Here is a 13,334-nt window from a genome sequence, read left to right as displayed (position 1 = left end):
TTCTAGCTTCGTCGGCAGCGTCAGATGTGTATAAGAGACAGCTCTTCCGTTGTTCCCTTGCTGATTTTCATTATTTCCTTGTTGAGACCCTCTTCCATTGTTCCCTTGCTGATTCCCATTATTTCCTTGTTGAGACCCTCTTCCGTTATTCCCTTGTTGATTCCCATTATTTACTTGTTGAGACCCTCTTCCGTTGTTCCCTTGCTGATTCCCATTATTTCCTTGTTGAGACCCTCTTCCGTTATTCTCTTGTTGATTCCCATTATTTTCTTGCTGAGATCCTCTACCATTACTTTCTTTTATTTGCTTCGATGGCTGTTCCTCGGTTTTCCTTTGTTCTTTCTGCTCTGGCTTCTCGTATTTTTTTTCTTTTACAGAAGACAAGTCCGCTGATGCATCAGGAGATGACTTTGGCTGCGATTGCACCTCTTCTTCGTTTTCCACTTGATTAGACGGCAAGGCAGGTGGAGTAAGCGCTTTTTTCTTCTCTTCCTCTTGCTTTATATAGACACCTGTGCCAATTCCTGCTTTCCTAGCATTCTCTCGCACTTCCAACGTACTGCTTTGATATACGACTGTAACATGTTTTATTTCATATTCTTTCTTTAATTCCTTCATTTCCTTTTCTAACTGTGGTTGTAACGCCTTATCTTTTGTAACAGCTGTTAGCATCACTTGTTTATCATTCGTTAAATACTTATCTTCTTGACTTTGCTTTATAATAGTACGTATTACGTCTTGCAACTGTTTATTTTCCCACCGTTTTATTTCTTTTAAAATACGCCTTCCATCATCATTACAAGCTTGCAAATCTATAACACGAAGATCCTTTGTTACACTCACCTCTAAACTTGGATTTATATCAACTGAGACATAAGCAAATACTTTTTCTTCCGGTTGGTTGTAGAAAAATAACAACGCGCATAGAAAACAAGCAACAAGTAATGATGCAGGCTTTAAGAAAGAAGGCATCGAAAAACGCGATGCTCTTTGCTCTTGCTCATCAAATGAGATTTCCTCCCCAACCATGTAAGAATTCTCTTTTCTTTTACACGTAATAAACTCTCCATTTTGTGTTAAAACAACTACGCTATGTTTTTTTATATCCATTACAATTCCTTTATTCATCATGCTTCCCTCCTCTTATATAATCAAGAATGTATGTATAGTTGTTTGCAAAGATAATACACATTGCAATGATATATTTTCTATGCCTCTCTAACGTTTTACGACTTACCCTAACACGCGGTTCAATATGTTTAAGCGGTAGCTTTTTCTTTCGGAACAGCTCTTCCATCATTTCCTCGTCTTTTATAATTATCTTTACTATTTCTATTAAATGTTCACGCGTATCACGATGCTTAGGAGATTCTTTAGCAAGCTCTGAAAATGTGATTTTAAACTCAGCTAGCACATTTTGAAAATGAAGAATTTCCTCCTTACGGTTACTATTTTCCATCTCTTTCATATACTCCGTAAGCGACACTTGCATTTCTAACATTTCCTCTTGCTTATCTTCTTTTAAAAAGACAAGATTATGTTTAGACTCCTTGCGTATATAGTCAATTACATCTCTTTTTATAAGAAGATCAGCAAACGCTAAAAAGGATTTTCCTTTTGTATATGAATACTGTTCAATTGCTTCGTTAAATGCAAACAATCCAATGCTATATTCATCATCCTGTTCTGTAATATATCGGCGGCAGACAGACGATATTGATTTTCTAATAAAAGGCTGATACTGTACGATAAACGCTTCTTTATCTCCTTCGTTGTTTTGTATGTTACATACGACATCTTCTATTTTCGGTTTTCTTAAGATCTTCATTACTAAACTCAACACTTGTAATCTCCCAGCCTCCTTCAAATAGCAAAATGGCCACTAAACAAGTGACCATTTAACCAAATTTTATTAGTACTTTTCTTTGGTCTTGTCTTCTTGCTGTTAGTTATATTTTTCGAGTCTAACTTTTCCCAACGTTTTCTCTCGGCACTAAAGTTAAGTTTGTATTTTTATCTACTTTCTTATTTTCTACCGTTCGTTTTGCTTATTCTTTTTCTATTTTATCTGCAATCCTTAAATAACTCTTCTCTATATCATTGGTAATTTCATCCTTTTATTTCGGATGCTCAACTTAATCTAGTAATTTTTATTAATACTCTGATATTCTTTTATAGTGATTTTTCTTCTATTTATTTTTTCACTATATATATTCGGAGGAATACATAGTTTTATGGGGGTCAAAAAATATTTTTTATAAAAAATAGATATTAATTTCAAAAATAAAAACCATTAATTTGAAGAAGAGCTAATCAAATTGATGGTTTTTTTGTAGTATCTATTAAATTCAGTTGTGCTCTCATTATATATTAGACAACCAACTGTTCTCACTATTTCCTACCGATTTTCTCAAGCGTTACCTTTCTTGATTATCATAATATGTCTTATCTGCAGATTTTCTATCATTTCCTTTTAGATAAGCTAATATTACTTTTGGGTTTTTAAGTAAGGCCCAATCTCCATATGTATCAAATCTTCTGCATGAAGTTATCATTCCATTTTTAATAGTACCGAATTTCTTATTATTTCGCTTTCCCCACTCTTTTAAACGTTTAGCGAAATCTGCATCTTCTGCCATAAGCATGTTTTCATTAAATCCGTTGATTGCCATAAAGTCTTTTTTATAGCACCAAAAAATCCCTACAGATATAGCTCCGTACTTAAAAAGTAAGGGGATTATTATTAACATTGCAGAGAGAAATATTCCTAAAGATATTCTTTCAAACTTCCCATTCACCCCACCACCAATGTATTTACCTGAAGCTAAATATTTATCTACATTAGACAACATAGACTCTGTCATTATCGTATCAGCGTCTATAGTAACGATTATTTCTCCACTAGCTATTTTAGCCCCTGCATTTCGAATTTTAGATAAGTTTTTATCGTTATTTTTTAATGTAATACAGTTATAAGATTTTGCTATTTCCTCTGTTTTATCTGTACAACGATTTAAAACAACTATGACTTCCATTTGATCTTTATATGCCTCTGATGCCGTTGCAATTGAATCTAAACATTTTCTAATATACTTTTCTTCATTATGTGCAGGAATTATAATAGAAAATTTCACATCTTTTTTCAAATTGACTCCTGAAGATTCAGTTGTCTCAGTCATAATATCCCCCTTATTTTATAAGATAAATATCTTTTATATATAACGTATATTAACATTTACTAGGTTATATTATAGAAACTGAAGGTAAAGAGGCTCTTACTGTCGACGTTCAAAAGCAAGACGTACAGCAAGACCTGTCAAGACGCTTGCCATAAGCCAACGTTGCACTCGTAACCACGTTGGGCGTGTGCCAAACCATTTGGCAACTTTACTTGCTGTAAATACAATTAGGAGGTTGACGATAAAGCTAATAGTAATTTGCGTAAGGCCCAAAACTGCACCTTGTAGAAGCAACGATCCTTTCTCAGGATCTTCAAATTGAGGTAGCAGTGATACATACAAAATTGCAATCTTTGGATTCAGAAGATTGGTCATGAGTCCCATTAGAAATAATTTCCGTGGTGGTTCATTAGAAATAGTACGAGGTTCCATAATAGATGTAGCACCAGGTTTAATCGAATTCCAAGCTAGCCAAAGTAAATAAGCGGCACCTGCCCACTTTACTGCTTCATAGACAGCAGGAACAGCAAGGAAAAGAACTGTAAGTCCAAACATTGTTGCGATTATATAAATTACAAATCCGAGCATAATGCCCAAGAGAGAAATAAATCCTGCCATACGTCCTTGCGTAATGGAACGAGAGATGAGATAAATCATATTAGGACCAGGTGAACAAACCATGCTAAGTGAAACAAGTGCAAAAGCTAGCAAAGTACTAAAGCTGACCATGAATCTTCCCCCTTTACGTTACATAAAATTTCCTATTGTACATTTTATCATGATTGAGGGGAGAAAAGATTAACTTTACGCACTATTATCGGTAACAAAAAAAGCTAACAACTCAAGATCGTTAGCCCCTACTTTCCATACTCGTGCCTATTAAAATACATCAAACGACTAGATTCTTCAACTTACAATATATTCTCCTTTTATTACAAAAAACGAACCTCGAATTGTTCCAGCTAATTTAGACTTCTGCCTAGCAAACTTAAACTTCTCTGCTAATTCCGTTGGTACTTCCATTCCATCAGAAAGCTTAAATCCAACAGCCCGCTTTTTCGGGTTATCCAATGTATACATGACGTTGATCCCAAGACCATCCTCATAAAAGACGTAGGTAAATTGAATATTTTCCACTTGAAAACATGAAGTTTCTAAAGGTTTCGCCGCAAACTCAATATCGCGTTCTTCTTTCAAAACGCGGTTCACATAATCAAGAGTCTCCTTGCTTTCACTAGCTGGTACAACTATAAACTCATGCTTGTATTTATTCATAAAGTAACGGGCTTCATGAGCACGTAATCCAGCAAGCGCTTCTGACATAGGTGAAGACTCTAAACCAACTGTAGTTACATTTTTAAAATCAACGTTATAGGACAATTTCATCTCTCCTTTTATCTCTTTACTTCCTAACAACCGGAATCCATATTTCACCAAATACTAAACCATTTCGCTGCCCCATCTCGACCGTTGTATTTGGTCCACCAACATAGGCAAAATCCTTTGCTTCTAGTAACACTTGACCAAAAGCAATACCAGTAAGTTTATTACTTAGCTCCTCAGCCGTCTTACCTTCTCCTTTAACTACTACGTATGCCCCCTTAGGAAACTGGATCACTCTACATTCTTCTTGTATTTGTTCTTCTGTCATGACACCAGCATAATACATCATCTTATTATTCACAGCTTCGCTCACGGAAAAAATGTAATCATTTGTAGCTAAAGCTTTTAAATTGTCCAGCCTTCCATCTTCTTTAACGGCCGACCAAAAGTCTTCCTTTTCTTTATTTATTCCAGCAAAGTCGGTGTATTCACTCTTAATTTCAGTTCCAATACCTAAAACGATAAAGCTATCTTTCTCTTCTAACGTATAATTTTTCATATTCAAAACCTTCCTCTTTTTTTATTAATCAAACGATTTATCTTTTCATCTGATAAGTTTATAATATCTTTAAATCATGTCAAAAAATGATACTGTTTAGGAGACAAAAATGAAAAAAGTTGAACGGATTAATACGATCATGCGCTATATTAACAACCGCTCCCACTTTACTATTTCTGAAATTATACAAGAATTTAACATCTCTCGGTCAACAGCTATTAGAGACATTAGAGAAATTGAAGCTATGGGGATGCCACTTGTCGCTGAAGTTGGCAGGACTGGAGGATATTTTGTTATGCATAACTCTATCCTGCCCGTCGTTCGCTTTACTGATAATGAAGTGAAAGCTCTTTTTATTGCCTTTATGGCCACAAGAAATCAACAACTTCCTTATCTAAAGAGTCGTCAGTCTTTAGCTGAAAAACTACTGGGACTTATCTCAGAAACCCAGCAGGACGACCTTGTTCTTTTAAATCAAATCTTACTTTTTGGAGGAACTAATCCTCATAACCCCGATTTACTTGAACTTTCTGACCTTCCCCATCCTATGTTAGAAAAACTCATCCAAATCCTTCTTTCGGATAGCCATTTATTGATTACTATCAATGAAAAGGAGGAAATCAAATCTTATCCAATTTATTTACTACACCTTTATCAAGAAAAAAGCCATTGGATAATTGAAGGCTTTGACATAAAAGAAGAAAAAAAGAAGATGTTTCTTGTCGATCATCTTATTAATATCGAACCCTATACGACGAAAAAGAGATTAAGTAAGAAAAAGATTTTAGAAAAACTAAGTAAGAAGGACGAAGCAATCAACCTTGTACTTGAACTTGGTCCAAAAGCGATTGCCCAGTTCAAAAAATACCATCCTTTCAAAATTTCAATTTCTTATACAAATCCTTACCAATCTACAGCCATTTTAAAAACTTTTATCAATGTTAACAGTCTCGATGAATTAACAGAAATAACGAATTGGCTACTTTTCCTAGGTAAGGATATCAAAATTAAGGAAATGCCTGAAGACGTGTTAGCAGGTTTACAAGAGAGATTATGCTTATACTTCCCATAAACATTGAACAGTTAAAACTCATTACATCGCTTTTTTAAAATCCTATTTTCATTACATGCTCCCATATAAAAATAAAAACACAATTCTTATTCCAGAATTGCACCCAATTATTGTATACAGTAAAGGTATTATATCGACAACTGTTACCTTAAAAACATGACAAATAATGAAAGCACGGAAAGTCTTCCCGTGCTTTTCTAAATATATATTATTCCGGATGATTTAGTTACCTCGGTACTTATCCTAACTGACGTTTAAATGCTTTACTAGCGAAGAAGTAAGCAATAACCATGATTCCCACGCACCAAGCAAGGGCAATCCAAATATCGTTGCCAACAGACCCTTCATATAAGAGAGCACGAATCGCATTCACGATTGAAGTTACAGGCTGGTTCTCAGCAAACGCACGAACAATTTTTGGCATCGTTTCAGTAGGAACAAAGGCAGAACTAATAAATGGTAGAAAAATTAGCGGGTACGAGTAGGCCGTCGCCCCTTCCATAGACTTCGCTGTCAGCCCTGGAATAACAGCAAGCCATGTTAGCGCAAGCGTAAACATTCCGAGTATCCCAGCAACCGCGAGCCAATCTAGCATGTTAGCGTTGGAACGGAACCCCATTAAAAGTGCAACAAGGATAACCACCACGATAGTAAGCACATTTGCAACAAGTGAAGTCAATACATGAGCCCATAATACCGATGAACGCTTGATGGGCATAGTAATGAAACGTGCCATCAATCCGCTCTTTACATCCGTAAACAATCGTACGGAAGTGTAAGCGACACCAGATGCGATAGCCATCAACAAAATTCCCGGTAATAAATAATTGACGTAGTTATCCGTTCCTGTCTGTATGGCACCACCAAATACGTAAACAAATAACAGCATCATCATAATCGGTGTAATCGCTACCGTAATAATCGTATCTGGACTACGCATAATGTTTCGCATTAACCGTCCTAATAAAACCCCTGTTTTGCTTTTCATTTACATCTCCTCCTTTTTTCCAATGATCGCAAGGAAAATTTCTTCCAATGTCGGTTGCTTCTCTATATACTCTACTTTTGCTGGCGGAAACATCTCTTTTAATTCAGTAAGAGTACCAGTCGTAATAATTTTTCCGCCATGCAAAATAGCGATACGGTCCGCCAGTTGTTCTGCTTCCTCCAAGTACTGAGTCGTAAGCAAGATCGTTGTGCCACCACCAGCAAGTTCCTTGACGGTATCCCACACTTCAATCCGTGCTTCAGGATCCAGCCCTGTCGTTGGTTCATCAAGAAAAATGACTGCTGGCGTCCCAATCAAACTCATGGCGATATCAAGTCGGCGCTTCATCCCTCCCGAATACTGGTCAGCCCTCTGGTTAGCTGCATCAGTCAGGCTGAATCTTGCAAGCAAATCGTCAGCGACTTGAGCGGGATTTGATACTCCACGCAAATCGGCAATCATCATTAAGTTTTCTCGCCCGGTGAGCATACCGTCTAAAGCTGCGAACTGTCCTGTGAGACTGATGCTTTGGCGAACATGGTCTGGTTGACGTTGGACGTCAAAACCGCCAATACTTACTTCGCCACTATCTTGCTTCATTAACGTCGAGAGGATATTGACCGTCGTCGTCTTGCCAGCTCCATTTGAGCCCAGTAGTGCAAAAATTTCGCCACGCTGCACCTCAAAATCCACGCCCTTTAACACCTCCTTGTCTTTAAAAGATTTTTTTAACTCTTTTACAGAAATCGCTGCATTGCTCATATTTTTTCCTCCTTTTAAAAAATGTTTTTCACACATAAGTTGCCTACACCCCTCTATTCAGTAACACTTAGTACCTAGTTAAAAATATAACTGAATAGCGATGGTGGCAATTCACATTTGTAACCAGCTAATCAGTCGGTATTACCTATTGCATTTATTTTTTTCTCAATTGCTTCATGATACTCTCGTTCAAATCTTCACGATACTTAGAGACATACGTTTTAGCGTTTGCCACTAATTCGTCAGCAAAAGATGCCACGTCCTCGCCAGTGATTTCAAGCACTTGTCTGCCTTCCGCCGCACCAGCTTCAAACAAATCGATTAATTCATACTGAATGTGCAGCATATCCATCCCGTTACCCGCTGAGAAATTCCACATGTAGTTTTGAATTTTCTTAAACACAAATTGGTAATCCTCCGGTAAGGCTCCAACCCGTGCCATCATCATTCTGTACTCTTTTTTATCACCAATTAATTTTTTGAACATTTCCATCATATTATTTTTCCTCCTTTTTTATAAAGCAGAACAAGAAACTCCAAAAACGTTAGACGCAATAACTTATTTTATGAGGCTAGTTTGACTTCAAGACGTTAATTTTTGATGATACAAAATCCCATTTTTCCCAAAACAATTCAAGCTCCTGGCGGCCAGCATCATTAAGTGAATAAAACTTACGGGGTGGCCCCATATCTGACGGTTTCTTTTCAATATTCACAAGCTTTTTCTTCTCTAATCGTACAAGGATAGTATAAACCGTTCCTTCCACGACTTCGGTAAACCCAAGATCATTCAGATGACGAGTAATCTCATAGCCATACGTTTCACGGCGGCTAATGATTTCCAGCACACATCCTTCCAACGAACCTTTCAGCATTTCAGTTAAATTTTCCATATTATGATCCTCCTCTACCCCCTATTCTGTCTGACTTATATTCAGTATCACAGAGTACTAAGACGAATTTTTCACTGAATAGCTTTTGTGAAATCATACTATTCAGTATTACTTATTACAACTACATTGTATGACTAAGTAGCAGTGGATGTCAACTGATTTTCAAAATTTTTCTAAAATCCGCTATTACCTATTGTTTACTGAATACGTTTTGAGAAACAACACTATTCAGTATTACTTATTACAACTACATTGTATGACTTAGTAATGGCGGATGTCAACTGATTTTCAAAATTTTTCTAAAATCCACTATTACCTATTGGATACAACCTATTTTCTTTCTGAAGAAGCCCCTCCACATACCTATCCAGCTAAGAAAAGAAAATACCCCAAAACAAAAAATCTACACTTTTTTATTTTGGGGCGCTATAATATTTCGAAGTTAGTGAATATGGATGGCTCTCCTTATTCATAAGACGGATTATTTTTTGTTCTTCTACTATTGTACCTGTGCATCTAATAAATTAGTTTTTGAATACATACAAATTCTTTATAAAGCCACTACTACATGTACAACATCTTTTCGTTACGATAACATCATAGCCATATCTTCTGCTGCAGTTGTAATTAGTTTTAAACCAAATGTTTCTTGTAATACATCAAGCACACCAGGTGAAATAAATTCAGGCGCTTTTGGACCGATGCGAATATCTTGAATGCCAAGACTAAATAGCCCAAGTAAAATGGCAACCGCTTTTTGTTCAAACCATGATAGGACAATACTCACTGGTAATTCATTCACTTCACATTGAAAAGCATCTGCTAAAGCGGCCGCTATTTTCACTGTAGAAATTGAATTATTGCATTGTCCTAAATCAATATAACGCGGAATCTCCGTACCAGGTACAACACCGTAATTTACATCATTAAAGCGGAATTTCCCACAAGAAGTTGTTAAAATAACCGTTTCTGGGGGCAGTGACGTTGCTAATTCACGATAATATTCTCCGCCTTTTCCTGGAGCATCACAACCTGCAATGACAAAGAAACGCTTTATTTTTCCTTCCTTTACTGCCTCAATAATTTCTGGAGCTAATGATAATACTGTATTATGATGAAAACCTGTTACTAACTGCTCATCCGACTCCATATGTACTTCTGGAAGTTCTAGCGCTTTTTGAATCAATGGTGTAAAATCATCATTTTCAATTTTTTGTACGCCCTCTAGTCCTGCAATATCATATGAAAAGAATCGGTCAGAGTAAGATCCTTTAATCGGCATAACACAGTTCGTTGTAGCCAATATAGCACCAGTAAATTTTTCAAAAAGACGTCGTTGATCATACCAAGCCTTACCAATATTTCCTTTTAAATGTTTATATTTTTTCAATTGTGGATAACCGTGTGCTGGTAGCATTTCAGAATGCGTATAAATATTAATTTCTTTTCCTTCTGTTTGCTTTAATAATTCCTCTAATGCAAATAAATTATGACCAGTAACTACAATTGCCTTACCTTCTACATGATTTTGAGTAATTTGAACAGGCTCTGGAACACCAAAGTGATTCGTATGTGCCTCATCTAATAACTCCATTACTCGTAAAGCTGATTTCCCAACTTTCATAGCCATATCAATATGTTCTTGTTCATTAAAATTAGAATTTGTTAATGTCATATATAACGCTTCTTGCGTTGTAGCATCTACAAATGCATCTGTATACCCTAGCTGAGCAGCATGCGTACGATAAGCCGCAATTCCTTTTAGTCCAAACACAATCGTATCTTGTAAACTTGCAATTGTTTCATTTTTACCGCAAACACCTATTACTTTACATCCGCCTGTTGGCGTTTGTTCACATTGATAACAAAACATTATCATCCCACCCTCTCCCAATCATTCCTTACAACCTAAGCATAATACCCAGTGAGATAAAAGGATGTGATATCAATCACAATAATATATGAAAATTTGTGACAGTTCATATTATTGACATAATATTTTTACTGCCTTCTTATATTAATACATAGGAATAATCATTTATTAACATAATATATAGACATCCTTTTAAGGAATGCAAATACCATATTTATCCAAGGTTTCACAAAATTCCCTTTACTAATGGTACAATTAAAGTTATGGAGGGATAATATGGTATATATGATGTTTTATTATGGAATACTGTTTCTTATACTCGGTATTGCAATATTTCTGTTTATTATGGCTGGGTCACGAAAAATTAGGAATAAAAATCTTTCATTCGTAATGATCGGTTTAGGGATAAATATACTTGCAAGTCCAGTGGCACTTTTTATAGGGGTGATGGCAACAGATTCTCCATATAGTACTAGACTTGATTTTTGGAAAGGATTTCTCTTTATTCAAGGAATACCTCTTTTCTTACTACTTATAGCTTTCATTTGGTGGTTTATTCGTCCGCCAAAAGTAACAGTTCAAACGAGTATTAAAAAAGACCTTGAACAAGATAGTAAAAGCACTAAGAAAAAAAGGAAACGAGGCCGTCCAATTACTGCCTTACGTATTGTAATTCCAATTATTTTAGTAGTAGGCTGTTTTTCTTACCTTTTGTATTTATACGACGTTACACTTAAAAAAAGTCATTCTCCAAATAGTATGAATACGATTAAAGTAGTAAAAATAGATTCAGACTCTTCTCATGGTTCCTTTCCTGTCAGAATTAAATACGACTTATGGGAACATTTTGACACAAATATTGCAAATGACGGGGAACGTCTCGATTCCTCAAACGTTTCCGTAGATTGGAAAAACGATTATGAAGCAACGATAACGCTACGTGGAAAAGAAACAGTACCTGAAGTTGTGGAATTTAACATATCAAATAAATCCAATGGTTCTGTTTTTAAGAAGGTACAAAAAGTGGTCAGTTCCTTTACCTTTCAAAAAAGTGAATCTCCAAATCTAATAAATATTATCGAGTTTAGAGAAACAATAAAATCAAAAGGACCAAGCCCCAGTTCAACTGTAAGAATCTATTATGGGAAAAGGGGGAGCATTTTAGAAAAATATAAAGAGGTCACTCTTAAGGAAATGTATACGACAGAGAACTTCAATATCAATTGGAGCAACGATGAACAAGTACAGGTAGATGTATTAGAGGAAAATGTAATAACATCTACCATCGTGATTGATTTGTCAAAGTAAATTTATTTTTCACATGTTATAACTGTTTCCTACATGGCACACGAGAAATACATAGTATATACAACTAAAAAGATTTATAGACATTATGAGCAACCTCTTTCTTTCTTTACAATACATTTACACTATCTTTACATTATTTACATTATTTATATGATATATTTATATAGAAACTACTTAAGAAATTTCATGTACATTTTATCTTTATGATCTCTTATCTGATTGATAAAAAGATCATGTTATATTTTTATAGCAGGGGTGAATTAGGATGACTGAAACTTTAAAAACACTTATAATGCTTGATGCTACTTATGTTGTTATAGCAATTATGACGGTACTAGTATTTGTATACTTGGAATTAAAATCTCAGTAATATATGCTGGCGTAATCGACAGATTCAGCATTTAAATATAGTTAGGAGCAAGAGAGGAGAAAATTATTTCCCCTCTCTTTTTTCTTCCCAAAATTTCTTACATCTACAATAAGCTTCATCATTATTTTATTCTTTGTTCCTTATTTCAACAAATCCAGTGTATGTAAAAGCAATCCTTTGTCCCCTACTTCACCATGTCCAGGTAGTACTACATTCATATTTCCATATCGCTTCAACACATTTCCAATCGATGTGGACCATTCATTTACATACGCATCAGCAACATTCCCTAAATCTTTCGCTTCAGCAGATTTCACTAAACAGCCTCCAGCTAAAATTTTATATTGTGGTAACCATACAACGATGTTATCTTCTGTATGACCTTTTCCCGGATAGAACGTTTCTACTTTCATGTTTCCAAACTTCATATTCGTAATTGTTTGCAAGTCTCCAAGCGGCTCATCGTATCCATTTTTCTTTGCTAGTTCCGCGGTTAACGCTGTACTATGCGCTTTAATCCCTCTTTCTTTCAACGTTCTTATTCCGCCAATTCGATCAGCGTGCGCATGTGTAATAATGACATCCGTTACTCGCTTCTGAAATTTCTTTTCTACCATCTCTATTAGTTCCTTCGTTAACTTATCATCCCAAGAAGAATCGACAAGTACTAATCCTTTAGAAGTAGTAAGAACTAGACCGTTTGAAGGAACTGCTTCTTCGTTAAAATAACCTAACTCCGTATGAACCCATACATTTTTATTTAACTGAGAAATTGAAATGGTTTCTGTCTCATTTTTTATTACTTTTTGCTCTAGCTTTTGTTCCGCTTTCACAGAAGAAATTGTGCTAACAAATTGAGTTAACCCTAGTAAACTTACACATACCCCTACTTTTAATAATGTAGTCTTTTTCATTTCCTCCACCCTTTCTTTCAAACTAAATAGTTATTACCTATATTAGACATTTCAGCTCAAATGTTTGTTCCATCTTTTCTTACATATTTTTCA

The 13,334-nt window shown here is 35.5% G+C and carries 14 protein-coding genes; 2 read left to right on the top strand and 12 right to left on the bottom strand.

Annotation, left to right across the window (positions count from 1 at the left end; all coding sequences use genetic code 11):
• The 6 genes from JDS92_RS22625 to JDS92_RS22600 form a co-directional block, all read right to left on the bottom strand.
• Positions 1-1,131, bottom strand: a 1,131-nt coding sequence (locus JDS92_RS22625) for an anti-sigma factor domain-containing protein (RefSeq protein WP_199632531.1), incomplete at its 3' end; no start/stop codon positions are given.
• A complete protein-coding gene (sigI, locus tag JDS92_RS22620) occupies positions 1,121-1,843 on the bottom strand; it encodes an RNA polymerase sigma factor SigI (protein ID WP_033663078.1) in 723 nt (240 codons plus the stop codon). The genes JDS92_RS22625 and sigI, both read right to left, overlap by 11 nt.
• 574 nt (positions 1,844-2,417) lie before the next feature.
• Positions 2,418-3,179 (bottom strand): glycosyltransferase, encoded by a 762-nt coding sequence (locus JDS92_RS22615; RefSeq protein WP_087970306.1) that lies wholly within the window; start codon positions 3,177-3,179, stop codon positions 2,418-2,420.
• A 96-nt stretch (positions 3,180-3,275) separates the two neighbouring features.
• On the bottom strand, positions 3,276-3,908 hold the full coding sequence (locus tag JDS92_RS22610) for a LysE family translocator (RefSeq protein WP_087970305.1): 633 nt from the start codon (positions 3,906-3,908) through the stop codon (positions 3,276-3,278).
• Positions 3,909-4,085: 177 nt separating this feature from the next.
• Positions 4,086-4,595, bottom strand: coding sequence for a phage tail protein (locus JDS92_RS22605; protein WP_097959798.1), 510 nt, complete (start codon positions 4,593-4,595; stop codon positions 4,086-4,088).
• Positions 4,582-5,061: a GyrI-like domain-containing protein gene (locus JDS92_RS22600; RefSeq protein WP_000801055.1), complete on the bottom strand. Its 480-nt coding sequence runs from the start codon at positions 5,059-5,061 to the stop codon at positions 4,582-4,584. Before JDS92_RS22600 ends, JDS92_RS22605 begins: the two co-directional genes overlap by 14 nt.
• A gap of 109 nt (positions 5,062-5,170) precedes the next feature.
• Here JDS92_RS22600 and JDS92_RS22595 point away from each other — a divergent pair, with 109 nt between their 5' ends.
• Positions 5,171-6,133: a helix-turn-helix transcriptional regulator gene (locus JDS92_RS22595; protein WP_097879023.1), complete on the top strand. Its 963-nt coding sequence runs from the start codon at positions 5,171-5,173 to the stop codon at positions 6,131-6,133.
• Between the two features lie 238 nt (positions 6,134-6,371).
• On the opposite strand, the gene JDS92_RS22590 is transcribed toward JDS92_RS22595, so the two are convergent.
• From JDS92_RS22590 to hcp, 5 genes are all read right to left on the bottom strand, one after another.
• A complete protein-coding gene (locus JDS92_RS22590; RefSeq protein WP_097959797.1) occupies positions 6,372-7,121 on the bottom strand; it encodes an ABC transporter permease in 750 nt (249 codons plus the stop codon).
• Complete coding sequence (locus tag JDS92_RS22585; RefSeq protein ID WP_097959796.1) at positions 7,122-7,883, bottom strand: ABC transporter ATP-binding protein; 762 nt, start codon at positions 7,881-7,883, stop codon at positions 7,122-7,124.
• A gap of 154 nt (positions 7,884-8,037) precedes the next feature.
• Entirely contained in the window at positions 8,038-8,379 is a 342-nt protein-coding gene (locus JDS92_RS22580) for a DUF1048 domain-containing protein (RefSeq protein WP_000970406.1), read from the bottom strand.
• A gap of 76 nt (positions 8,380-8,455) precedes the next feature.
• Complete coding sequence (locus JDS92_RS22575; protein ID WP_000429482.1) at positions 8,456-8,776, bottom strand: PadR family transcriptional regulator; 321 nt, start codon at positions 8,774-8,776, stop codon at positions 8,456-8,458.
• Positions 8,777-9,362: 586 nt separating this feature from the next.
• Entirely contained in the window at positions 9,363-10,649 is a 1,287-nt protein-coding gene (hcp, locus tag JDS92_RS22570; RefSeq protein ID WP_097959795.1) for a hydroxylamine reductase, read from the bottom strand.
• A 276-nt stretch (positions 10,650-10,925) separates the two neighbouring features.
• On the opposite strand from hcp, the gene JDS92_RS22565 reads away from it, so the two are divergent.
• The gene (locus JDS92_RS22565) at positions 10,926-11,957 is read left to right on the top strand and encodes a hypothetical protein (RefSeq protein WP_199632530.1); all 1,032 of its coding nucleotides are present in this window, start codon (positions 10,926-10,928) and stop codon (positions 11,955-11,957) included.
• A 510-nt stretch (positions 11,958-12,467) separates the two neighbouring features.
• Here JDS92_RS22565 and bla2 read toward each other — a convergent pair.
• Positions 12,468-13,241: a BcII family subclass B1 metallo-beta-lactamase gene (bla2, locus tag JDS92_RS22560; protein ID WP_199632529.1), complete on the bottom strand. Its 774-nt coding sequence runs from the start codon at positions 13,239-13,241 to the stop codon at positions 12,468-12,470.
• Between the last annotated feature and the right edge of the window lie 93 nt (positions 13,242-13,334).

Origin of the sequence: Bacillus cereus group sp. N12, from assembly GCF_016483575.1 — a bacterium.
GTDB classification, from domain to species: Bacteria; Bacillota; Bacilli; order Bacillales; family Bacillaceae_G; genus Bacillus_A; species Bacillus_A toyonensis.
This window is presented reverse-complemented; position numbering and strand designations above follow the sequence as displayed.